Annotated in this window: 20 protein-coding genes, 1 tRNA gene and 1 pseudogene; 10 read left to right on the top strand and 12 right to left on the bottom strand. The window is 61.3% G+C overall.

The genetic code is table 11. The annotated features are described in order from the left end of the window. Nucleotides 1-161: 161 nt before the first annotated feature. Together ABH939_RS13020 and ABH939_RS13015 are read right to left on the bottom strand one after the other, a co-directional pair. Nucleotides 162-1,325, bottom strand: a pseudogene (locus ABH939_RS13020) (IS3 family transposase). Nucleotides 1,326-1,748: 423 nt separating this feature from the next. Further along, nucleotides 1,749-1,822: transfer RNA gene (locus tag ABH939_RS13015), tRNA-Leu, on the bottom strand. 107 nt (nucleotides 1,823-1,929) lie between these two features. Here ABH939_RS13015 and ABH939_RS13010 point away from each other — a divergent pair. Continuing rightward, complete coding sequence (locus ABH939_RS13010; protein ID WP_003944029.1) at nucleotides 1,930-2,547, top strand: ANTAR domain-containing response regulator; 618 nt, start codon at nucleotides 1,930-1,932, stop codon at nucleotides 2,545-2,547. 218 nt (nucleotides 2,548-2,765) lie between these two features. Further along, a complete protein-coding gene (locus tag ABH939_RS13005; protein ID WP_003944031.1) occupies nucleotides 2,766-4,097 on the top strand; it encodes an ABC transporter substrate-binding protein in 1,332 nt (443 codons plus the stop codon). A 56-nt stretch (nucleotides 4,098-4,153) separates the two neighbouring features. On the opposite strand, the gene ABH939_RS13000 is transcribed toward ABH939_RS13005, so the two are convergent. Genes ABH939_RS13000 through ABH939_RS12985 form a run of 4 tightly spaced genes read right to left on the bottom strand, consistent with a single transcriptional unit; the run spans nucleotide 4,154 to nucleotide 8,283 of the window. After that, nucleotides 4,154-4,960, bottom strand: a complete 807-nt coding sequence (locus tag ABH939_RS13000; RefSeq protein ID WP_007728720.1) for an ABC transporter ATP-binding protein — start codon at nucleotides 4,958-4,960, stop codon at nucleotides 4,154-4,156. Then, nucleotides 4,957-5,985, bottom strand: coding sequence for an ABC transporter ATP-binding protein (locus ABH939_RS12995; protein ID WP_029255470.1), 1,029 nt, complete (start codon nucleotides 5,983-5,985; stop codon nucleotides 4,957-4,959). The genes ABH939_RS13000 and ABH939_RS12995 overlap by 4 nt, the downstream gene beginning before the upstream one ends. Next, nucleotides 5,978-6,967: a branched-chain amino acid ABC transporter permease gene (locus tag ABH939_RS12990; RefSeq protein ID WP_003944088.1), complete on the bottom strand. Its 990-nt coding sequence runs from the start codon at nucleotides 6,965-6,967 to the stop codon at nucleotides 5,978-5,980. The genes ABH939_RS12995 and ABH939_RS12990 overlap by 8 nt, the downstream gene beginning before the upstream one ends. Before the next feature lie 5 nt (nucleotides 6,968-6,972). Further along, nucleotides 6,973-8,283 carry a branched-chain amino acid ABC transporter permease gene (locus ABH939_RS12985; protein WP_404649752.1) on the bottom strand — a complete coding sequence of 437 codons (1,311 nt, stop codon included), beginning with the start codon at nucleotides 8,281-8,283 and terminating at the stop codon, nucleotides 6,973-6,975. Between the two features lie 303 nt (nucleotides 8,284-8,586). Between ABH939_RS12985 and polA the strand changes: the two genes are divergently transcribed. Then, nucleotides 8,587-11,334, top strand: a complete 2,748-nt coding sequence (polA, locus tag ABH939_RS12980) for a DNA polymerase I (protein ID WP_007728727.1) — start codon at nucleotides 8,587-8,589, stop codon at nucleotides 11,332-11,334. A gap of 58 nt (nucleotides 11,335-11,392) precedes the next feature. Here polA and trxA read toward each other — a convergent pair whose 3' ends face one another. Next, a complete protein-coding gene (gene trxA / locus ABH939_RS12975) occupies nucleotides 11,393-11,764 on the bottom strand; it encodes a thioredoxin (RefSeq protein WP_003944106.1) in 372 nt (123 codons plus the stop codon). A 74-nt stretch (nucleotides 11,765-11,838) separates the two neighbouring features. Then, on the bottom strand, nucleotides 11,839-12,834 hold the full coding sequence (locus ABH939_RS12970; protein WP_003944097.1) for a helix-turn-helix domain-containing protein: 996 nt from the start codon (nucleotides 12,832-12,834) through the stop codon (nucleotides 11,839-11,841). A 213-nt stretch (nucleotides 12,835-13,047) separates the two neighbouring features. Here ABH939_RS12970 and ABH939_RS12965 point away from each other — a divergent pair, with 213 nt between their 5' ends. Beyond that, nucleotides 13,048-13,977 (top strand): DMT family transporter, encoded by a 930-nt coding sequence (locus ABH939_RS12965; protein WP_064074468.1) that lies wholly within the window; start codon nucleotides 13,048-13,050, stop codon nucleotides 13,975-13,977. On the opposite strand, the gene ABH939_RS12960 is transcribed toward ABH939_RS12965, so the two are convergent. Next, entirely contained in the window at nucleotides 13,922-14,497 is a 576-nt protein-coding gene (locus tag ABH939_RS12960; RefSeq protein ID WP_197486171.1) for a 2'-5' RNA ligase family protein, read from the bottom strand. The genes ABH939_RS12965 and ABH939_RS12960 overlap by 56 nt on opposite strands. Here ABH939_RS12960 and ABH939_RS12955 point away from each other — a divergent pair. From ABH939_RS12955 to ABH939_RS12940, 4 genes are all read left to right on the top strand, one after another. Continuing rightward, nucleotides 14,463-15,560, top strand: a complete 1,098-nt coding sequence (locus ABH939_RS12955) for an isocitrate/isopropylmalate dehydrogenase family protein (protein WP_039972997.1) — start codon at nucleotides 14,463-14,465, stop codon at nucleotides 15,558-15,560. The two genes, ABH939_RS12960 and ABH939_RS12955, sit on opposite strands and share 35 nt — an antisense overlap. A gap of 206 nt (nucleotides 15,561-15,766) precedes the next feature. Continuing rightward, on the top strand, nucleotides 15,767-16,639 hold the full coding sequence (locus ABH939_RS12950) for an ABC transporter substrate-binding protein (protein WP_024487476.1): 873 nt from the start codon (nucleotides 15,767-15,769) through the stop codon (nucleotides 16,637-16,639). Beyond that, nucleotides 16,639-17,595 (top strand): amino acid ABC transporter permease, encoded by a 957-nt coding sequence (locus ABH939_RS12945; protein ID WP_019748635.1) that lies wholly within the window; start codon nucleotides 16,639-16,641, stop codon nucleotides 17,593-17,595. Before ABH939_RS12950 ends, ABH939_RS12945 begins: the two co-directional genes overlap by 1 nt. Next, nucleotides 17,592-18,353: an amino acid ABC transporter ATP-binding protein gene (locus tag ABH939_RS12940; protein ID WP_019748634.1), complete on the top strand. Its 762-nt coding sequence runs from the start codon at nucleotides 17,592-17,594 to the stop codon at nucleotides 18,351-18,353. The genes ABH939_RS12945 and ABH939_RS12940 overlap by 4 nt, the downstream gene beginning before the upstream one ends. A gap of 3 nt (nucleotides 18,354-18,356) precedes the next feature. On the opposite strand, the gene ABH939_RS12935 is transcribed toward ABH939_RS12940, so the two are convergent. Further along, complete coding sequence (locus ABH939_RS12935; RefSeq protein WP_404649686.1) at nucleotides 18,357-19,202, bottom strand: class I SAM-dependent methyltransferase; 846 nt, start codon at nucleotides 19,200-19,202, stop codon at nucleotides 18,357-18,359. A gap of 337 nt (nucleotides 19,203-19,539) precedes the next feature. On the opposite strand from ABH939_RS12935, the gene rpsA reads away from it, so the two are divergent. Next, a complete protein-coding gene (gene rpsA / locus ABH939_RS12930) occupies nucleotides 19,540-21,027 on the top strand; it encodes a 30S ribosomal protein S1 (RefSeq protein ID WP_003944095.1) in 1,488 nt (495 codons plus the stop codon). 179 nt (nucleotides 21,028-21,206) lie between these two features. Here rpsA and ABH939_RS12925 read toward each other — a convergent pair whose 3' ends face one another. Continuing rightward, a complete protein-coding gene (locus tag ABH939_RS12925; protein WP_003944056.1) occupies nucleotides 21,207-21,422 on the bottom strand; it encodes a hypothetical protein in 216 nt (71 codons plus the stop codon). Nucleotides 21,423-21,581: 159 nt separating this feature from the next. On the opposite strand from ABH939_RS12925, the gene coaE reads away from it, so the two are divergent. Then, nucleotides 21,582-22,796 (top strand): dephospho-CoA kinase, encoded by a 1,215-nt coding sequence (gene coaE / locus ABH939_RS12920; protein ID WP_404649685.1) that lies wholly within the window; start codon nucleotides 21,582-21,584, stop codon nucleotides 22,794-22,796. A 4-nt stretch (nucleotides 22,797-22,800) separates the two neighbouring features. On the opposite strand, the gene ABH939_RS12915 is transcribed toward coaE, so the two are convergent. Then, entirely contained in the window at nucleotides 22,801-23,319 is a 519-nt protein-coding gene (locus ABH939_RS12915) for a DUF402 domain-containing protein (RefSeq protein WP_003944071.1), read from the bottom strand. Nucleotides 23,320-23,374: the final 55 nt, after the last annotated feature.

Here is a 23,374-nt window from a genome sequence, read left to right as displayed (position 1 = left end):
CGTATGAATTGCGTCGGGACTGGCGTGGCGTTCGGGATGCAGAGTTAATCGGTGATGATGACTTGGAGGCTGTCGAGTCACTTCCGCCCCATATTGATTCGCACCGGAGTTTCCGGAGACTTTGATGTGCCCCGAGTTTCGTGGAGTCGTCCTATTTGACTTCAGACTGCGGGTTGACGTGTGAAGTGTACGTTCTCGAACTCGATCGGTGTCAGCATCCCGAGCACACTGTGCCGACGTTGGCGATTGTGGAAGATCTCGAGGTACTCGAACATGGCGTTGGCCAGTTCGATCCTCGTTTTCCATCGCTTCCGATTCAAGAGTTCGGTTTGCATTCTGCCCCAGAAAGATTCGATCACGGCGTTGTCATAGCAATCGCCGATCGATCCCATCGACGGGGCCAGGACCGAGTCTTGCTCCCGGCGGGTGAATGCCCAGGACGTAAACTGCACTCCGTGGCCCGAGTGAATGAGTGTGCCGGGTGTCGGGCCTCGATTCAATATGGCCATTCCCAGAGCGTTTGGCACCAATGTCGCTGTTTGCGAGCTGTCGATAGACCACCCGACGACTCACCCCGAAAACGTATCCAGGACAACGGCGTAGTAAACCTTGCCTTCACGCGTGGGAAGTTCCGTGATATCCGTGACCCACAGCTTATTCGACTCGTCGCGAGTGAACTTGCGGTCCACGAGATCGTTCGCGGTCGGAGTCTGATGCTTGGGACGCGCACGCTAGTCCCTTCACACCAGCAGCTCTCATCAACATCTCGATGCAGCCGTGTCCCACGGCAATACCGTGACCAAGGGTGAGTTCGGCGTGGACCCGGCGGGCACCGCAGGTTCCGTTTGATGCCACGTGTACCTCGGTGATCAGCTGGGTCAGCCAGGCATGTCGAAATGACCCTTCCGAGGGTGGGCGATTGCGCTATTCGTAGAAGCCGTCCTCTGACACCTCCAGAATCCGACACGAGGTCTGGACGCGTAGTCCTTCCTTAGCCATCACTTCGATCGCTTCGAACCGCCTTTTGGGAGCACTACCGACTTCAGTAACTCGGTGGAGCGTTTGGCGATGGCGAGTTCGGTCTCCAACTCAGCGATACGACGACGGGCGGCGGCGAGTTCGGCGCTCTCGATCGAGCTCAGCCCCGGCTTCTGTCCGGTATCGATGAGCTCCTGATTGGGCCAGCTGTAGGTCGTCTGCTCGGTGACATCGAGACCTGCGGCGACCTCGGCGACGGTGCGGCCTGACTTCAACAGGTCGAGGACTTTTCGGCGGAACTCGGGTGGATAGCGTCGGGGCCTTGTGGACCTCTCGGGTGCATCAATGCCTGAAGTAAGACAAACGAACTCCGGAAAACTCGGGTACATCAAAGTCTCCGGAAACTCCGGTGCGATTCAGAGGCACCACGTTCCACTCCGGAGTTGAACGTGTTGCGGATAGAAGTATGAGGCTGGAGCAAAATCAGGGGAGTAGGAAATCCTGTTGTACTGAAGCACGATCGTGTGTTCGGCACCGAGGATAAGGCACAGTATGGTGCTCGTATGGGTGGTCCACCCTGGCAGCTCACCTTTGAAGCTGGGTACCGCCTCAATCTGATCATTGAGCTTCGCGATTTTCTGCAGTGTCTCCATAATTCGAATTGCCTGACGCGGGTGACCTGGCTCAGCGCACTTCGCCGGCGGTTAGCGCGGTAGCGTTGCGAACAGTCTAGAAATGCAAAGAACCTCCTGTTACCAGGCGGTTCGTTGTGCCCTCGGTGAGACTCGAACTCACACTGGACGGGTTTTGAATCCGTTTCCTCTGCCAATTGGGATACGAGGGCTTGTTGCGATGACTACATTAGAAGATGCGATTTCAATGTCAAACACCGGTACCCTCTAATCGTTCGCGTCTCGTGTCGGGGCGGTTCGATGGAGGAGGATGGTGGCCATGAATTCGCCGCAGCCGCAAGGCAATCAGCTCGCACCCCGTCGTGTTGTCGTCGCTGAAGACGAAGCGTTGATCCGCATGGATCTGGTCGAGATGCTCCGCGAAGAGGGCTATGACGTCGTCGGTGAGGCGGGTGACGGGCAGGTCGCGGTGGAGTTGGCCGAGTCGCTCAAGCCTGATCTGGTCATCATGGACGTGAAGATGCCCAGGAGAGACGGCATCGACGCCGCTTCGGAGATTGCCGCCAAGCGGATCGCTCCTGTTGTCATTCTCACAGCGTTCAGTCAGCGCGAGTTGGTCGAGCGCGCACGCGATGCCGGCGCCATGGCTTACTTGGTCAAGCCGTTCTCGATCAGTGACCTCGTTCCCGCTGTCGAATTGGCGGTCAGTCGTTTCCGCGAGGTGACGGCGCTCGAGCGTGAGGTCGCTGATCTTTCCGACCGGCTCGAAGCACGCAAGCTGATCGAGCGAGCCAAGAGTGTTCTGATGGTTCGCCAAGCGCTCACCGAACCTGAGGCGTTCAAGTGGATTCAGCGCGCCGCGATGGATCGGCGCTCCACGATGAAGGCGGTCGCACAGGTCGTACTGGAAACTCTGGGCGGTGAACCGGACGCTTGAGCAAAGTGTCCGGGTTATCCGGCTGCACTGAGTGGCTGCGTCGACCGTCGAAACGTCGCGCAGCGCTACAGCCGTGTAAACACTGTGCGCCTTCAGATAACAGTCAGGTCACAGGGCTTTCTTGAAGGATCGCGAAACGGTTCCAAGGTCTAGCGTCTGATCCCACAGCGAGCGCCAGTTCGGGTGGCGCGAGCACCGGCTGATCTTAGGAGCGTGGGATGGCTAGACGAACACTTGTGCGTACTGCTGCAGTTCTCGGCGCGGCATCACTGGCACTTGCAGGCTGTAGCTCGGACAAGTCGGATGACTCGTCTTCGAGTGGCTCTACGTCCGGCGCTTCTGCCGCGACGACATCCGTCACGACTGATTGCACCCCGGAGCAGGCCAAGGCCGGCGCCACCCCGTCCACGGAAGCGCTGCGCATCGGCACGCTTCTTCCCGATACAGGCAGCTTGTCGTTCCTCGGGCCGCCGATGGTCGCGGGCACCCAGCTGGGAGTCAACGACGTCAATGCAGCCGGAGGCGTTCTCGGCCAACCGGTCCAGCTGATTCCCGGCGATTCGGGTGACACCACAACGGACACCGCCAACACCACCGTCGACCGCGAATTGGCTGCAGGCACTCAGGTCATCGTCGGCGCCGCGTCGTCTTCGGTTTCGCTCAAGGTGATCGACAAGATCGCCAGCGCAGGCGTCGTGATGTTCTCGCCTGCCAACACCTCGGACCAATTCGTCTGCTACCCCGACAAGGGCATGTACTTCCGCACCGCTCCGACGGACGTACTGCAGGCTCAGGCCGTCGCACAGCTCATTTCGGACGACGGTGGTCAGCGCGTAGCGATCATGGCCCTCAACGACCCGTACGGGACGGGTCTGGCGGACAACATCGAAAAGAATCTGATCGATTCGGGTGTCCCCTCCGATCAGATCGAGAAGATCATCTACGACCCGAACGCGCAGTCGTTCAACTCCGAAGTCGATCAAGTCAAGAACTTCAATCCGGATGCAGTGGCACTGGTGGGCTTCGAAGAGTCGGCGAAGATCATCACGCGCATGCACGAAGTGGGCATCGGCCCGTCGGACGGAATGGCGATGTACGGCGTCGACGGCAACATGGGCAACGCTCTCGGCGAATCCGTGGCGAAGCCGTTGCTCGACACCATGCAGGGAACGACGCCCCTGACGGACGTCGGAGCTGCCTTCCAGGATCGTCTGAAGGCTGTGAACCCCTCTCTGATCGACTTCAACTACGCCGGAGAGTCATACGACGCGGTGGTGATCTCAGCGCTCGCTGCCGAGCAGGCGAAGTCGACGGCCGGTACCGACATCGCGGCCAACATCAACAGCGTCACCGAAGGCGGCACCAAGTGCACGTCCTACGTCGAGTGCCTGCCGTTGGTGAAGGCGGGAACCGACATCGACTACGACGGCATCACCGGTGAGTTGGACTTCAACGATTCGGGGGAGCCGTCCATCGGTTCGTACGGAAAGCTCAAGTTCGGCCCTGAGAACACCCTGACCACAGAAGGATTCGTGGTGGTGGGCAAGTAAGCAGCCAAGGAGAATGGGCCAGGGTCTCGCGACCCTGGCCCATTCTCGTGTCTGTCCTACTTCTCTTTGCTTCCGGCAAGCGTTCCCAAGTACAGCTCGATCACTTTGGGGTCGTTCATCAGATTGGCGCCGGTGTCGGTGTACGCGTTCTTACCCTGATCGAGTACGTAACCGCGGTCGCAGATCTGAAGGCAGCGGCGCGCGTTCTGCTCGACCATGATGACCGAGACACCGGCAGCATTGATCTTCTTGCAGCGGATGAACACCTCGTCCTGGAACATGGGGGACAGGCCCGCGGACGGTTCGTCGAGCAGCAGCACCGACGGATCCATCATCAGGGCCCGGCCCATCGCGACCATCTGGCGTTCGCCACCCGAGAGTGCGCCGGCCTTCACCTTTCGTCGTTCACTCAGAAGAGGGAATAGTTCACTCACGAAGGCGAATCGTTCCGCGAATGCCTTGGGACGCAGATAAATGCCCATTTCGAGGTTTTCTTCGATGGTCAGAGTCTGAAAGACGTTCTGCGTTTGAGGGACGTACCCGACTCCCTTCTGAACGAGGACGTGAGCGGGCGCAGACGTGATGTTGTCCTCGCGTAGGGTGACCGACCCTTCGCGTACCGGTATCAGTCCGAACAGTGATTTCAGGAGTGTCGATTTGCCTGCGCCGTTCGGTCCGATGATCCCGACGATTTCCCCTTCCTTCAGGAAGAAGTTGCATTCACGCAGGATGTTGACGCCGGGAATGTAGCCCGCGACGAGGCTGTCGGCGCGGAGCAGGGCACCTGCCGACAGTCGCTGATGTTCCTCGGCCGTCGCGGCGAACTCTGCAGGCGTGAGTGAACGTGCGTGGTTCTCGCTCATGGCTTCTCGTGCCTTCCGCGCGGTTCCTCGGGACTCGATTCCAGCGTCGCGGCGAGATCGGCCGGAAGGTTGTCGACGTCGGGTTCCGACAGGTCCCCGCCCGACTCGAGGGTTTCGACCTCGGCTTCAGCCAGGGCGGCGGCCAGAACGGCCGTCTCGCCCACCGGATTTCCGTTGTCGTCGAACTCGAGGGCCTGGTCATGGTGGCTGCCCAGATATGCGTCGACGACGGCTGTGTTGGACGAGAGTTCGTCCGGGGTGGATTCGGCGATGACGCTGCCCTGCGCCATGACCACCACCCAATCGCTGATGTCTCGGATCACGTCCATGTCGTGCTCGACGAACACGACGGTCATTCCGTCGTCGCGCAATGACTTGATGTGTCCGAGCAGGCTTTGCGTCAGAGCAGGATTGACCCCCGCCATCGGTTCGTCGAGCATCACCACCGAGGGCGAGGTCATGAGTGCGCGAGCCATTTCGAGCAGTTTGCGCTGCCCACCGGAGAGTGAACCGGCGAGGTCGTCTGCCTTGGTGTCGAGTTTGAATCGTGCGAGGAGTTCGTTGGCGCGTTCGGTGATCTCGCGTTCCTGGCCTTTCCAGATCCACGGGACGAGAGATGCAAAAATGCGTTCACCACGTTGGCCGGTGGCACCAAGACGTACGTTGTCCAGCACGGTGAGTTTGGAGAGCGCCTTGGTCAACTGGAACGTCCGTACCACTCCTTTCCTGGCTACCTGGTGGGGATACATGCGGCCCAGCGATTGACCGTCCATCGACCACGTACCGGTGTCCGGCCGGTCGAATCCGGTAAGGAGGTTGAAGAGCGTCGTTTTTCCGGCACCGTTTGGACCGATCAGACCCGTGATGCACCCTCGTTGAATCTCGAGGTGATCGACGTCGACGGCCTTGAGACCGCCGAACGTCCGCGAGACGTTGTCAGCGACCAACACCGGGTCGGGTTTCGCCGATCCGGGAAGGTGAGGAACGTCGGCAAAGATCTGTGCTCTGGTATCGGCGTCAAGCATTGAGTTGCACCTCCCGCTTGTTACCCAGTATTCCCTGCGGTCTGAAGACCATCAGGAGAGCAATCATCAATCCGAGCAGGACGTACCTGGTGGCCCCGACCTGTTGTTCGGTCAGCGAGAGCAGCGGATTCTCGCCGGAGATCGCCTGACGCAGCAAGGCATCAGGGATGGCGAGGAGGAACCAGAACAACATTGCGCCGACCACCGGGCCGAATACCGTTGCCGCCCCGCCCAGAATCAGTGCGCCGAACGCGAAGAACGTCTGCGCGGTCGAGTAGAAGTCCGGGTTGATGGACTTGGTCTGCAAAGCGTTGAACACCCCGGCCAGACCACCGATCACGCCGCCGAGAACCAGCGCCTGCATCTTGTACACGAAGACGTTCTTGCCCAACGATCGCGCTGCGTCCTCGTCTTCGCGAACCGCCTTGAGGACGCGCCCCCACGGACTGTGCGTCAACAGGTAGACAAATCCGCACAAGATCAAGACCAGCGTCCACCCCACGACCATCGACCAGAGGTCGTCTCCGTAGAACTTCACGCCGAGAAATGAGTACTGCTTGGCCGAGTCGAAAGGGCTCAGTGCGGTGAACGGGTCTGCGAAACCGAACAGGCCATTAGTGGAACCGGTCACCGAATCCGACGCGGTCGAGCGGAAGATCAGACGCAAGATCTCCGAAGCGGCGATGGTCACGATGGCGAGATAGTCGGCGCGCAGACGCAGCGTCGGGATACCGAGCACGAGCGCGAGGAGCCCGGCTGCGGTGAGTCCGACGAGGATGCCGAGCCAGAGCGGCTGGTCGTAGGTCACGGTCATGATGCCGACGCCGTAGCCGCCGAGAAGGGCAAAACCGATCTGACCGAAATTGAGCAGTCCGGCGTAGCCGAAGTGCAGGTTCAACCCGATTGCCAACAGTGCGTAGAAGATTGCCGACGGCCCGATCAGCTGGGCGAAGGAAACCTGGAAAGCTCCCATGATGTCCATGTTCGTCACCCGATCCTTTGTCTGGATCCGAGGATGCCCTGGGGGCGAACCACGAGGATCACGATCAAGACGAGAAGTCCGCCGATGTATTTGAGGTCTGGGTTGATGATGAGCGTCGAGAGTTGGACCAGAAGTCCGACGATGACGCAGCCGAGTAGCGCCCCGTACGCGGTTCCCAGACCACCGAGGGTGATTCCGGCGAACATGAGCAGCAACAGTTTGAATCCCATTTCCCACTGGACGCGTCCTCCGAGTTCGGAGATACCGAACAGCACACCGCCGAGGGCGGCCAGTCCGCCGCCGAGACCCCAGACGAACATGATCACGCGCTCGACGTTGATACCGGACGAAGCGGCGAGGTCACGATTGTCGGAGACGGCACGCATGGCCTTTCCGATGCGAGTCTTCTGCAGAAGCAGTGCGACGCCGACCAGGACGACCAGACTGACGATCATGACTATCGCGTTGGCGTCGGTCAGTGCGATCGGGCCCCAGTTCTTCTCGACCTGGCCCTGGTAGTCGTCGAACGGTTCGGCGCGGTCGGAGAAGAAGATCAGGATCAAGTAGCGCAATGAAATCGCGAGACCGATCGAGACCACCAATTGCGCGATCAACCCGGTCTTGCGCTTACGCAGTGGTTTCCAGACGGTTCCGTTGGTCAGCAGGCCGATGCCGATGCCGACGAAGATCGCGAGGATCGTGGCGGGAATCAGCGGAACGCCGAAGGACGTGTTGATCACCCAGGCAGCAACGGCTCCCAACGTCACCATCTCGCCGTGAGCGAAGTTGGTCAGGCCAGTGGTGCCGTAGATCAGGCTCAAACCCACACCGGCGATCGCGATCACGAGGCCGAACCGCAGACCGTCGACCGTCGTGCGGATCAGCTTCTCGCCGAAGCTGACATTCGAGGCGGTACGTACCTCACCGAACGAGAAGATCACGGTGTTCGCGCGGCCGGCCACCACCTCGCGTTCGACAGCGGCTTGCACACTGACCCCGTCGGGAAGTGTGTCGGCAACGATCTCGAAGGTGTAGGTGCCCGGTGCCACGGCCAGTTCCCAACGGCCGTTCGATGCCGATTCTCCGGTGGCGACTTCCGTGCCGGAAGAATCGAGCGCACGGACGGTGACGCCCTCGAGGCGTGTGCCGCCGTTGTTGAGATTGCCGCTGACGGGGACAGCGTTGTCGGGAACCGGTGCTGTCGGTGTTGCGGATGCGGTCGGGGTCGGCGGTGTAGGGGAAGTGGTCGGTTCCTGAGCCGAAGCAATTCCGGCCAGGCTGAGTAATGCGAAGAACGTCAGTAATGCAAAGGCCAGTAGTCGGCTGAGTGTCGCGAGGGTCTGCCGTTTCACTACGGGTGGGGCCACGTACGTCCTCCGAGCGGGTCGGGAATAGCGCGTCTGGACAAAGGTGCCGCGCAGCACAGGGATTGTTTCGTTGCTGCGATTTCCGGACTCTAACGGCTCCGTTCGCTTCAGATGGGGTTCTGAGATTTCCGGGATGTTTCGGTTCCGTATCGAAGACCGAAGGCTGCATCAATTGTCCGATTCTTGTGTCTGTTCCTGCGTAAACAACGGCGAAGGCGTCGATGTCGGTCGCGATCCCTAGACTGATGAACCGTGAGCCCCGCAACCACAACTCGGTCCAGCACGTCCACCGCTCCAGCCGGCACCACCGGCAAGGCGGACGATCGCCCTCTTCTGATGCTTCTCGACGGGCATTCGTTGGCGTTTCGCGCCTTCTACGCGCTGCCTGCAGAGAACTTCAAGACACACAGTGGGCAGGCCACCAACGCGGTGTACGGCTTCACGTCGATGTTGATCAACCTTCTTCGTGACGAGCAGCCCACCCACCTGGCCGCGGCCTTCGACGTGTCGCGTCAGACGTTTCGCGCCGACCTGTTCCCCGAATACAAGGCGCAGCGCGCGAAGGCTCCGGACGAATTCAAGGGCCAGATCGACATCACCAAGGACGTTCTCGGCGCGCTGGGCATCCCGGTCATGGCCGAGGAAGGTTTCGAAGCCGACGACGTGATCGCCACCTTGACCACGCAGGCGGAGGCACTCGGATACCGGGTTCTCGTCGTGACCGGTGACCGTGACTCGCTGCAACTGGTGACCGACAACGTCACTGTGCTCTACCCGAAGAAGGGTGTCTCGGAGCTCACCCGATTCACGCCGACGGCCGTAGAGGAGAAGTACAGCCTCAGCCCGGCGCAGTATCCCGATTTTGCTGCACTGCGCGGCGACCCGAGTGACAACCTCCCCGGCATCCCCGGCGTCGGCGAGAAGACCGCCACCAAGTGGATCCGTGAGTACGGCGACCTGCAGGGACTGGTAGACAACGTGGACAAGGTCCGCGGCAAGGTGGGCGACTCACTGCGGGAGAACCTCGCGAACGTCCTGCTCAATCGTCAGCTCACCGAAATGGTTCGCGACGTTCCCTTGCCGTACACGCCCGAGCAGTTGGTGTTGGCCCCGTGGGACCGCGAGAAGATTCATGCGTTGTTCGACGATCTCGAGTTCAAGGTTCTCCGCGATCGACTGTTCGCGACCCTGTCGTCGTCCGAGCCCGAAGCAGAGGAAGGGTTCGAGGTCAGCGGCGACGCACTCGCCCCGGGTGCGGTTGCCGCGTGGCTCGACGCCCACGCACGAACCGGTGAGCGTCACGGCGTGACGGTGCTCGGAACCAGAACTCCGTTCGCCGGCGACGTCACTGCACTCGCGATCGCGGCCTCCGACGGTGAATGTGCATACATCGCGGCGTCGACGGCAACACCGGAAGACGAAGCAGCTCTCGGTGATTGGCTCGCCGACGCATCGCAGCCGAAGGCGCTGCACGAAGCCAAGTGGGCGATCCATGCTCTGCGTGGGCGTGGTTGGACGCTCGGGGGACTGACCAGCGACACTGCTCTGGCCGCGTACCTCGTCCGGCCGGGCCAGCGCAGCTTCAATCTCGACGACCTCTCGCTCCGCTACCTCAAGCGTGAACTGCGCGCCGAAACATCCGGCCAGGAACAGCTTTCACTGCTCGACGACACCGAGCAGCTCGATGCCGAAGCGGCCGAGACCGCGATGCTCAGCGCTCAGGCCGTTCTCGACTTGGCAGCTGCACTCGACACCGAGTTGGAGTCGATCGAGTCCAAGTCGCTCCTCTCCGACATGGAACTGCCGTTGACGATCGAGCTCGCTCAGATCGAGGCCACCGGCATCGCCGTCGACAGCGCGCATCTGCACGATCTTCAGAGCCGTTTCGCCTCCCAGGTCGCCGACGCCGCAAACTCCGCCTACGAGGTGATCGACAAGCAGATCAACCTGGGTTCGCCGAAGCAACTGCAGGTGGTCTTGTTCGAAGAACTCGACATGCCCAAGACGAAGAAGACGAAGACGGGCTACACCACCGACGCCGAGGCGTTGCAGGGTCTGTTCGACAAGACAGGACACCCGTTCCTCGAACACCTTCTCGCGCATCGTGATGCGACGCGTATGAAGGTGACCGTCGACGGTCTTCTCAAGGCCGTAGCCGAAGACGGACGCATTCACACGACGTTCAATCAGACGGTTGCCGCGACCGGACGCCTGTCGTCGACCGATCCGAACTTGCAGAACATCCCGGTGCGAAACGACGCGGGGCGCGAGATTCGCGACGGATTCGTAGTCGGGCAGGGGTTCGACGTTCTGCTCACTGCCGACTACAGCCAGATCGAAATGCGCATCATGGCGCACGTGTCAGGCGACGAGGGGCTGATCGAGGCATTCAACACCGGTGAGGACCTGCACAGTTTTGTCGGCTCGCGTGCATTCGGTGTACCGATCGAAGAGGTGACTCCTGAACTGCGTCGCCGGGTCAAGGCGATGTCGTACGGTCTGGCCTACGGGCTCAGTGCCTACGGATTGGCGTCGCAGCTGAAGATTTCGACCGAAGAAGCGAAGCAGCAGATGGATGCGTACTTCGCTCGTTTCGGCGGCGTGCGGGATTACCTCCACGCGGTGGTCGAGCAGGCACGTAAGGACGGCTACACCTCGACGCTCTACGGTCGTCGTCGCTACCTGCCGGACCTCAACAGCGACAACCGTCAGCGTCGTGAGGTTGCCGAACGTGCTGCCCTCAATGCGCCGATCCAGGGCACTGCGGCCGACATCATCAAGGTGGCGATGATCAACGTGCAGAAGGCTCTCGCCGACGCCGGATTGAAGTCGCGCATGCTGTTGCAGGTGCACGACGAATTGGTGCTCGAAGTGGTTGCCTCCGAGTTGGAGGAGGTCACCGCGCTGGTCAAGGACAAGATGGCCACAGCCATCGAGCTGTCGGTACCTCTGGATGTTTCGGTGGGAACCGGTCGAAGCTGGGACAGCGCGGCTCACTAGGGAGCAACGAAAAAGGCTGGGCCGGAATCGACTTCGATTCCGGCCCAGCCTTTTCACGCTATTCAGCAGATGCGGTCTGCTCTGCGATCTGCTTGCGGACCTCGTCCATGTCGAGTGCCTTGACCTGAGTGACGAGCTCCTCGAGCTGAGCGGCGGGAAGCGCGCCGGCCTGGTTGAACACGAGTACGCCTTCGCGGAAGGCCATGATCGTGGGGATGGAGCGGATGTTGGCGGCCGCTGCGATTCCCTGCTCGGCCTCGGTGTCGACCTTGGCGTGAACGACGTCGGCATGCTTCTCCGAAGAGGCTTCGAACGTCGGTGCGAACTGGCGGCACGGGCCGCACCAGGAGGCCCAGAAGTCCACGAGGACGACGTCGCTGCCGTTGATCGTTTCGTCGAAGTTCTGCTGGGTGAGTGTCTGGGTGGCCACAGGGGTCCTTTCCATTGTGCGGGCTGTTGGTGTGTGCAACGCCCCGGAACCGCTGATTCTTCCCTGAGCCGATTTCAGCTTGCGTTCTCGGTCGCCCGAAACGTCCGGCGGTAGGCCTGCGGCGTGGTGCAACGCAGACGAATGAAGTGCTGGCGAAGCACGGCACCGCCGCCGAATCCGACGCGTTCTGCGATGACGTCGACGGAGAGGTCGGAATTCTCGAGGAGATGTTGGGCGGCCAGTACTCGCTGATCGCTGAGCCAGCGGGCGGGGGTTGTTCCCGTTTCCGCTTGGAAACGGCGCGCGAACGTGCGCGCGGACATGTTCGCGCGGGCTGCGACCATGCCCACAGTGAGGTCGAGGGCGAGGTTCTCCGTCATCCAGTCGAGGAGCGGGGCAAGGGTTGCACTCGGCGTCGAGGCGAGGGGAGTGGCAACGTACTGGGCTTGCCCACCGTCACGATGGGGCGGCACCACCATCCTTCTCGCGATGCCATTGGCAACGCGAGAACCCTGTTCTTTTCGGACGATGTGCAGGCACAGGTCAATTCCTGCCGCGGTGCCTGCGCTGGTGAACACCGGATCTTCGTCCACGTACAACACGTCCGGATCGACCTTGGCTTCCGGATACGTCTGGGCAAGCCTCTCTGCATGCCGCCAATGCGTCGTGCATCGCCTTCCGTCCAGTAGTCCAGCCGCCCCGAGGACAAACGCTCCGGTGCACAGACTCGCCACCTTGGCGCCCCGGGCTACGGCCTCGTTGAGTTTGACCAACAGGGGATCGACACTCGAGTCGGGACTCGGTGAGCACATGTACGCGTCGCCGGCGTCGTAGGTTCCGCCGGCGGACACGACGATGAGATCGGCGTCGTCGAGAGAATCGAGGTTGTACGGAACATCGATGTTGTACCCGAACCGCGTTCGGATCGGACCCGGAACTGCGGCGATCAGAGAGAAGTCGTACGTGGGGAGGCCGTCGTCGGATCGGTCGAAGCCGAAGACTTCACATGCCACGCCGAGTTCGAACGCCTCGGTCATCGGCATCAGTGGGACCACCACTTTCGCGAGCATCTTTCGAGTGTGACAGAAAAACAGGAAAGTGGCAGAAAATCGTCCAAGTCTGGCTTTTCTGCCACTACTGCCACGTGGGACATTCCGTCAGGCTGGACACATGGCAATCATCGTCGTCAGCGTCTTGGTCCTACTGGTCCTGAACGTACTAGCTCTTGCCGGCCGAACGCCCGACACTCGTCACGACGTCAGTCCGCACGGAGACTTCACCCTTTGAGGGCAAGTCTGGCCTTTCAATACACCGCAGCTGCGGTGGTGTGGGGAGCCAGTTTCCTCTTCATGAAGATCGGGCTCGAAGGTCTGTCCTTCACGCAGGTAGTTCTGTGGCGCTTGGTCTTCGGTGCGCTCGCGCTGGTTCTCGTGTCAGCGGTCAGCCGGATCGGCCTACCGAGGGACTTTCGCGTCTGGAAACACATGGCTTTTCTCGCAGCGACACAATGCATCGTGCCGTGGCTGCTGTTCAGTTGGGCGGAGCAAAACATGTCCTCGGGACTCGCGAGCATCTACAACGCCACCACACCACTGATGACTATGGCTGTCTCCCTTGCCTTTCTGCCGGGGGAGACGCTGACGCGATACAAATCGCTGGGGTTGCTTCTCGGATTCGGTGGGGTGCTGATCGTATTGGCGCCGTGGAATCTCGGCGTCGGCGGAAGTGTCAGTTCTCAGGTCGCTTGCCTGGGAGCGACTGCATCGTACGGGATTTCGTTTGTCTACCTCAGACGTTTCGTGCTTCCTCTCGGCGTCGACACCCGCACAGTCGCGCTATTACAGATCAGTATCGGAGCTTTCGTGATGGTTCTGGCCTCACCGGTCATCGCGAATACACCGATGCACCTGACGCCGGCAATTGTCCTGTCGATGATCGCTCTGGGCGCACTGGGGACCGGGCTCGCATTCATCTGGAACACCAATGTCGTTCAGGAGTGGGGGCCGACTGCGGCGTCCACCGTCACTTATCTCAGTCCAGTGGTGGGCGTCGCTCTCGGCGCAATAGTCTTGAACGAAAGCGTTGGCTGGAATCAGCCGGTTGGTGCACTCGCGGTGATCGCGGGAATCCTGGTGACCCGACGTGCAACCCGCTCTGTCACAGCGGCGGCGTCAGTAACCATTCCGTCTTCTGTTCGCCGTCCCAGCGCCTGATCGCGCCGCAGCGCCCTTGAATCACGTCGGTGCCCAGCAGGGCGATGGCTTCACCCAGACGTGCAGGTTCGACGCGTCGGGCGAGCGTTACATGAGGCGTCCACGCGCCGGGCTCGACGTGGGCGGGAAGTGCCGTCGAGCCAACTGTTGACTCGGCTATTTCTCGGTGCAGGTGAAGGAGTGCGCGCGAAGGAATGACCGAGCGCGCCAAGACCATCTGCTTGCCGCCGAACACGACGTAGCCACCGAGTCGGACCTCGAAGTCCAGGGCCGAGAAGCGCCGCTTCAACAGTTCGTCGATCTCCGCGGGGATCTCACGGGCGACGAACAGCGTGATGTGCGGACGGTTGGACGGGCTGTGATGAGAGGCCTGACTCGGTAAACCGGCGTCGGCGAGTAGCTGCCATTGTGCTCGCACTGCCGACTCACTCACTGGATCGAGGAGCAATTCCACCGACTGGACCATGGTGAGCAATGATTGCCTGATGACAGGTGCGAGCGCAATCGGTACTTCGGCCATGCGGCTGGGGCTCATGCACGGCGACGGAATCGGCCACGAAATCGTCCCGGCGACACGGCAGATCGTGGATGCGGCGTTGTCAGCGGTTCATGCTCCGCCCGTCGAGTGGGTCGAGCTTCCGCTCGGGAGTACGGCCATAGACAGCCACGGCACGCCGATTCCCGACGAGACCATCGATGGGTTGGGGCAGCTGCAGGGTTGGATTCTCGGACCCCACGACAGTGCGTCCTATCCGGAGAGGTTTCGCGGACAACTCACACCCGGCGGCGTCATCCGGAAGAAGTTCGAGCTGTTCGCGAACATTCGGCCGGCAGCGGCGTTCCCCGGTGTCAAGGCAATGGTCCCCGACATGGATCTGGTGATCGTCCGCGAGAACACCGAGGGGTTGTACGCGGATCGGAACATGGCAGTCGGCAGCGGCGAGTTCATGCCGACGCCCGACATCGCGCTGGCCGTCGGTGTGTTCACCCGCGCTGCGTGTGAACGGATCGCACGCACTGCCTTCGCGTTGGCGTCGCGACGGCGCAATCACGTCACGATCGTCCACAAAGCCAACGTCCTCACACTGACCACCGGCCTGTTCCGTGACGCCTGCCGAACCGTCGCTGCGGAGTACCCACACGTAGTCGTCGACGACGAGCACGTCGACGCGATGGCGGCGCACCTCGTTCGACGCGGCGGAGACTTCGACGTCGTGGTGACCGAAAACATGTTCGGCGACATTTTGTCGGATCTGGCGGGCGAGCTGTCCGGTTCACTCGGAACCGCGCCGTCGATCAACGCTTCCGAGACGCAGGTCATGGCTCAGGCTGCGCACGGTGCAGCACCCGACATCGCCGGGAAGAACCGGGCGAACCCGACGGCACTGTTCCTCTCGAGTGCGATGATGCTCGACTGGCTCGGTGATGCGCGCGGAGATCGGTTGTTGTCTGCGGCGGCACGCCGCATTTCAGACGCGGTTCGTACGACCATCGCGTCGGGCATCGCGACCGCCGACCTCGGCGGTTTGGCATCGACCAGCGAATTTTCCGAAGTCGTGTACGCACACACTCTGCGTCGCTGATTCTTGTACGACAGGCCGGAATCTTGCGAAGTCGGCGACGGTGGAACTCCTGCCGTAACCTACCGTTCGACTGAATTTCGGATGGACGTTGCAAGTGCGGCGATCGACGAGTGGAGAGCAGAGTCGTGGTCGATGAAAACGCACGGGCACCAAGGCCACGTGGCGTGAGTTATGGCTCGAGCAGTGGCGGGCGTATCCGCGCCAACGTGGTGCGAGTCCTGTTGGTGGGCTTGATCGTCGCATTGTGCGGCGGATGTGTCACCAACAACGAGGGTCTCGTTCCGGAAGGGCCGCCACTTGATGTCCAGAAGGTGCCCGAGATCGCCGCACTTCTGCCGTCCAAGGTCACGGATTCGGGCAAACTGCAGGTCGGGGTCAACATTCCTTACGCGCCAAACGAATTCAAGGACGCGGACGGCAACATCGTCGGTTTCGACGTCGACCTGATGAATGCCGTTGCCGCCGTGCTCGGGGTCGAAGCTGTCTTCAACCAAGCCGACTTCGACAAGATCATCCCCGCTATTCAGTCGGGAAGCTACGACCTCGGCATGTCTTCGTTCACCGACTCCAAGGAGCGCGAGAAGACGGTCGACTTTGTCACGTACTACAGCGCGGGTATCCAGTGGGCCCAGCGGCCGGACAAGCCAGTCGATCCGAACAATGCGTGCGGGCTTCGGGTGGCGGTGCAGACCACGACCACCGAGGACATCGACGAGGTGCCGGCCAAGAGCGAGGCCTGCGTGGCCGAGGGCAAACCCCCGATCGACAAGATCAAGTACGACAGCCAGGACGACGCGGCCAACGCGCTCATTCTCGGTCGAGTCGACGCGCTGTCCGCTGATTCACCAGTGACCGGCTATGCGATCAAACGGAGCAAGGGCCGGATGGAAGCTGCGGGAGAACCCTTCGATTCGGCGCCTTACGGCTGGCCGATCGTGAAGGGCTCCGCCCTCGGTCCCGCCCTGCAGCAGGCAATGCAGTACCTGATCGACAACGGTGTCTATCAACAGATCGCGCAGACCTGGAGTGTCGAGGCCGGCGTCATCGAAGTATCCAAGATCAACGGCGCGGAAAGCTGATGAACATGACAACAACTGAGACCGGCGATCCGGTGCCGATCAAGGCGATTCCACTACGCAGACCTGGTCGTTGGATTGCCGCGGTCGTCGTCGTGGTCCTCTTCGGACTGTTCGTTTACGGCGCGGCGACCAACGAGGCCTTTGCATGGGGGACTTACGGTCAGTATCTGTTCGACAAACGCATCTCCGCTGGTGCGTGGACAACGATCCAGCTGACGGTGCTGGCAATGGTGATCGCGATCGTCCTCGGTGTGATTCTGGCAGTCATGCGACTCTCTCCCAACCCGGTGCTTCGCGCCGCGGCTTGGGGCTATCTGTGGATCTTTCGAGGAACACCTGTCTACGTGCAGTTGGTCTTCTGGGGCCTGTTCCCGTCGATTTACAAGAGCATCGATCTCGGTATTCCCTTCGTACATCAGTTTGCGCACATCAATCTCCAGGACTTGCAGGCAGCGTTTCTGTTTGCCGTGATCGGTTTGGCATTGAACGAGGCCGCCTACATGGCCGAGATCGTCCGCGCCGGCGTGAGTTCGGTCAACGAGGGCCAGACCGAAGCATCTGTTGCATTGGGTATGACGTGGAGTCAGACGATGCGACGAACCGTTCTACCGCAGGCGATGCGCGTCATCATTCCGCCGACCGGTAACGAGGTCATCAGCATGCTCAAGACCACCTCGCTCGTGACGGCGGTCCCTTACAGCTTCGAGTTGTACGGTCGAGCGCGCGATATCTCGGGCGCCAACTTCGAGCCGATTCCCCTGTTGATGGTGGCGGCGACGTGGTACCTCGCAATCACGAGTCTGCTCATGATCGGGCAGTACTACGTCGAGCGTCACTATTCGAAGGGCGCAACCCGAGCACTGACCACACGCCAACTTCAGGCACTGGCCGACGCGCAAGGAAAAGCTACGGTAGTGGAAACGCTTCCGGATACCCCCGGAGGAGAACGCAAATGACCCCCATGGTGAAAGCAGACCGAGTTTGTAAGAACTTCGGCGCATTGGAGGTCCTGAAAGGGATTTCGCTCGAAATCGACCCCGGTCAGGTCCTGTGTCTCGTCGGGCCGTCCGGGTCGGGCAAGTCGACGTTCTTGCGCTGCATCAATCACCTCGAGCAGGTCAACGCCGGCCGACTGTACGTCGACGGCGACCTGGTGGGCTACTCGGAGAAGAACGGAAAACTGTACGAACTTCACCCGCGAGCAGCGGCCAAACAACGCCGCGACATCGGGATGGTGTTTCAGCACTTCAATCTGTTCCCGCACCGCACCGCTCTCGAGAACATCATCGAAGCGCCGACGCAGGTGAAGCGCGTCAGTAAGAAGAAGGCTGTCGAACGAGCGAAGGACCTCCTCGATCAGGTCGGGTTGAGCGCCAAAGCCAACGCCTACCCGGCCCAGTTGTCGGGTGGTCAGCAGCAAAGAGTTGCCATCGCCCGCGCTCTCGCGATGGACCCGAAGCTCATGCTGTTCGACGAGCCGACGTCCGCGCTCGACCCCGAACTGGTCGGTGAAGTTCTCACCGTGATGAAGCAGTTGGCCAAAGAAGGCATGACGATGGTGGTCGTCACCCACGAGATGGGTTTCGCCCGCGAGGTCGCCGACCAGTTGGTCTTCATGGACGGGGGAGTTGTGGTCGAGGCAGGCGAGCCGCGGGAACTCCTGGCCAATCCTCAGCACGACCGGACCAAGGCTTTCCTGTCGAAGCTGCTGTAGCCGTCAGGGTTTGACGGCGCTGAAAATTGCAGTGCCCGGAAAGAGTTGGCCGCGCAGGGGACTCCACTGTCCCCATTCGCGGTCCAACCACTCCGGCCATTCGGGCTCGATGATGTCGCGCACCTGAAGTCCGGCCGCGACGATCTCACGAACCCGGTCGCCGATGGTGCGGTGATGCTCGACGTAGGTGGGGACTCCGTTGTCATCGACCTCGACATACGGGGTGCGGTCGAAGTAGGGGAGGGTCGCGGTCAAGCCCTTCGGCCCGGGATCGTCGGGGAAGATCCATCGAATTGGATGGTTGACGGCAAAGACCCACGATCCGCCGGGACGCAGAACCCGGGCGACTTCGTTCATCACTCGTTGCGAATCGGCAACGAACGGGACGGCGCCGAACGCAGAACAAACGATGTCGAAACTCCCGTCGGCAAACGGCAGGAGTTCCGCACTTGCCTGAATCAACGGGACTGCCGGTCCGCCGGCATTCATCGCTTCCTGCCCGCGGGCGAGCATCCCCATCGAGATGTCGAGACCGACGGCCCGAGCACCATGTCCGGCGAGCCATCGGGCACACGGCGCCGAGCCGCAACCCACTTCCAATATGTCTTTGTCGACTATGTCGCCGAGCAAGTGGTGATCGCCCTCGTGCAGCCCTTCGGGGCACCAGACGAATTCACCTTCCGCGCTGTTCACGCCCAGAAACTCGCCGTGGGTTCGGTGGTAATCGTCGGCGTCGGCGTCCCACCACGCACGGCTGGCGCGGTCGCTGGAACTCGAATCGACACGGACTCGGCCGACGCCGCTGGTACCGAGAATGGAATTGGCAGCGGCATGGCGCTCGTCAGACATGAACAACACAGTAGAACGGGTGATGCGGGCGCAGGGTACCCGGGTTTGCCCGGCAAGATAGCCGACGCGTAGTCTTACTCACGCGAGTGTCTGTCATCCGACCGATTGTCTATACGAGATCTTTACCAAGGTCTCGGAATCAGTCGGACCGAGGGAGCTCGCGGTGCGCTTCCGCGGTGTGGAATGTGATCCGGTATTCGGTTGTTCGTTATTGATGCAGCTGGGTACTTCGATCTAGTACTTCACAAAGTACTTCCAACATTTGTACGCCACAGTTGCGCATCTCGTCCGACAAAATCCATCAACCGACCACAACTCGTCCGGAGCAATTCAACATATGCCCTCCACAACCGTCACCTCGCCGCAGGTTGCCATTAACGACATTGGCTCCGCCGAGGACTTCCTCGCCGCCATCGATGCCACGATCAAGTACTTCAACGATGGCGACATCGTCGAAGGAACCATCGTCAAGGTCGACCGCGACGAGGTTCTGCTCGACATCGGTTACAAGACCGAAGGCGTCATCCCTTCTCGTGAGCTCTCCATCAAGCACGACGTCGACCCCAATGAGGTCGTCTCCGTGGGAGATGCGGTCGAGGCTCTCGTCCTCACCAAGGAGGACAAAGAAGGTCGACTGATCCTGTCGAAGAAGCGCGCTCAGTACGAGCGTGCCTGGGGCACCATCGAGGAGCTCAAGGAGAAGGACGAGGCCGTCAAGGGCACCGTCATCGAGGTCGTCAAGGGCGGCCTCATCCTTGACATCGGTCTTCGTGGCTTCCTCCCCGCTTCGCTCGTCGAAATGCGTCGCGTCCGCGACCTCCAGCCGTACGTCGGCAAGGAGATCGAGGCCAAGATCATCGAGCTCGACAAGAACCGCAACAACGTGGTCCTGTCGCGCCGCGCATGGCTCGAGCAGACTCAGTCCGAGGTTCGCAGCGAATTCCTGCACCAGCTCCAGAAGGGCCAGGTCCGCAAGGGCGTCGTGTCCTCCATCGTCAACTTCGGTGCATTCGTGGACCTGGGCGGCGTAGACGGTCTGGTTCACGTTTCCGAGCTGTCTTGGAAGCACATCGATCACCCGTCCGAGGTTGTCGAGGTCGGCACCGAGGTCACCGTCGAGGTTCTCGACGTCGACCTGGACCGCGAGCGCGTCTCCCTGTCGCTCAAGGCAACGCAGGAAGATCCGTGGCGTCAGTTCGCCCGCACGCACGCCATCGGCCAGATCGTGCCCGGCAAGGTCACGAAGCTGGTTCCGTTCGGTGCATTCGTGCGCGTCGAAGAGGGAATCGAAGGCCTCGTTCACATCTCGGAGCTCGCTGAGCGCCACGTCGAGGTTCCGGACCAGGTTGTCGGCGTCGGCGACGATGCACTCGTCAAGGTCATCGACATCGACCTCGAGCGTCGTCGTATCTCGCTGTCGCTGAAGCAGGCCAACGAGGATTACAACGCCGAGTTCGATCCGTCCAAGTACGGCATGGCCGACTCGTACGACGAGCAGGGCAACTACATCTTCCCCGAGGGCTTCGATCCCGAGACCAACGAATGGCTCGAGGGCTTCGACAAGCAGCGTGAAGAGTGGGAGAACCGCTACGCCGAGGCTGAGCGTCGCCACAAGATGCACACCGCTCAGATGGAGAAGACCGCTGCAGACGAGGCCGCTGAGGCTGCCACCGCTGCTGCCGGCTACTCCTCGGAGACGGCTGCTGCAGACGACGCCGAGGCTCCGGCTGCTGCCGGCTCCGCTCCGGCCGAGTCCGCTGGCGGATCGCTTGCCAGCGATGCACAGCTCGCCGCACTTCGCGAGAAGCTGTCGGGCAACGCATAAGGATTACCGCTTGATCTGATCAGGCGAGATCTGTGAAGAACCCCGCCCCTGCACGTGCAGGGGCGGGGTTCTTTTCTCTGCCAGGTGTCACTTGCGAGCGAAGAATCAATTCAGTGAGTGAACACAAAAATGACCGGCACCGAAGGGTTGCCGGTCATTTTGTACTTCGTGAAGAGAACTCAGTTTGCGGGAGCAGGCACCCAGTAGGTGGCGGTCGCTTCGGCTGTGCGCTTACGCATCGACGCGAAGCTGTGTCGGCCTTGGCTCACGAGCATCGTGAACCACGTACGACGGTGCTCTGCCAGGGCAAAAGCAACTTCGGGAAACTCTATGCAGTGCACGCCGTTCGGCATTCCGAGGCGGTGCTGACCGTGATGGTCGCGATCTGCTCGCATGGCGTCCACTTTCTCGAGAAGGTGCAGGTACAGGTGCGTTCGCTAGAACATAACCGCACGGTCACCGAAATTGTGGTATTTGAGCCTCGAACGCCCCGGCGTGTTCGATCAGTAGGCGTGTCTGAATCTCTCGGGCGCGGAGATGAGAGACTGTCGAGTGTGTTGAGAGTTGGCCTCACTGGAGGCATCGGAGCCGGTAAGTCGACAGTGTCGAAAATCCTCAGCGAACTGGGAGCCGTCATCGTCGACGCCGACCTGATCGCCCGAGAAGTGGTCGAGCCCGGTACTCCGGGACTTGCCGCTCTGGTCGATGCATTCGGCGACGGGATTCTGTCCGAGGACGGCAGCCTCAACCGACCCGCGCTGGCGTCGTTGGCGTTTGCCGACGACACGTCACGCGGAACTCTCAACGGCATCCTCCACCCACTGATCGGTGCGCGGACGATGGAGCAGATTTCGTCTGCGCCGTCGGATGCAGTGCTCGTTCAAGATATTCCGCTGTTGGTCGAGGGTTCGATGGCGCCGGCATTCAATCTGGTCGTCATCGTTTACGTCGACGAGGAGGAACGAGTTCGGCGCTTGGTGGGCTCGCGCGGCATGCCTGAATCCGACGCTCGTGCGCGCATCGCAGCGCAGGCAAATGACGATCAGCGTCGTGCTGTTGCCGACGTGTGGCTCGACAACAGCGGAGAGCCGGGTTCACTCGACGACGTGGTCCGCGACTTGTGGGCGAATCGACTTGTTCCCTTCGAGAAGAACCTCCGCGAGGGCACGGTAGTGCGCGCACTGCCCGAGCTGACTCCAGCCGACCCGTCGTGGCCGGCGCAGGCCGAACGAATCATCGGCCGGTTGTCGTTGGCGTCCGGTGACCGTGCGCGCCGTATCGATCACATCGGATCGACCGCAGTGCCTGGTCTCGATGCCAAGGACGTGATCGACATTCAGATCACTGTCGAGCACCTCGGCGTTGCCGACGACCTCGCGGAAGATCTGGCCGCTGCCGGGTTCCCCCGGATCGAGCACATCGTCGCCGACGACCCGAAACCGTCGTACCTCGGTGGCGAGACCGATCCGGCGGTGTGGGCGAAGCGAATTCACGGAAGCGCCGATCCAGGGCGCCGCGCGAACATCCACATTCGGGTGGATGGTTGGCCGGGTCAGCAGTTCGCGATCCTCTTCCGTGACTGGCTTCGCGCCGACGCAGCGGCGCGTGCCGAATATGCCGAACTCAAGGTCAAGGCAGCCGAGAGTGCCGCCGGCATCGACGACTACGCCGCTGCGATCGATGCCTACCTGGGAGTCAAGACGCCGTGGTTCGACGTCGCTTTCCACCGGGCATGGGAGTGGGCCGAGAAATCAGGCTGGTCCCTCTAACCACTCAGCGCCACGTGACCGGCATGCCCACCGAGGTGAGCCAGGCGTCGAGATCGTGACCGTGGGCGGCGATGCCCTCGATAGCGCGGGCCGCGTTCAGCATCGCACGCTCTGACGTCTTCGGGTCGAGAATCCCGGCGGTGTTCGCCTCGAGCAATTCGTCGACGTCGAGCAATTCGACGCTGCGTCCGGTCTGCACGATCAGGTCGAGGTAGTGGTCCTCGGACGTCCAGACCTGGTCGCCGCGGATGAAGTCGCCGATGTCGACATAGAAATCCCAGTCTCGGATGTGTTCCGGGGTGAAGTGCAGGATCGACGCCCGAATTCCGAGTTCGGGAATGATCCAGGACTCCAGGTAGTGAAACCGGGGATGGTCGGCGTGGCGCGCCATGTACAGCCCCCACGGTTCTTCGCGGTAGTGCTCGACCGGGCGAACGAAGCCCTTGGGATCGACGTTGGTGCGAGCTGCGATGTCGAAGGTTTCGACCTTCGGCCGGTGAATGTGGGGACGTTCCTCGCTCATGGTCGAAGAACCTACCGCCGAACTGCATTTTCGGCTGAACGCGGACGAGCGGGCA

Source organism: Rhodococcus sp. 27YEA6, assembly GCF_044908235.1.
In the GTDB taxonomy this organism is placed as follows: domain Bacteria; phylum Actinomycetota; class Actinomycetes; order Mycobacteriales; family Mycobacteriaceae; genus Rhodococcus_F; species Rhodococcus_F qingshengii.
The sequence above is the reverse complement of the archived record's forward strand: the minus strand, read 5'-3'. Positions and strand labels throughout refer to the sequence as shown.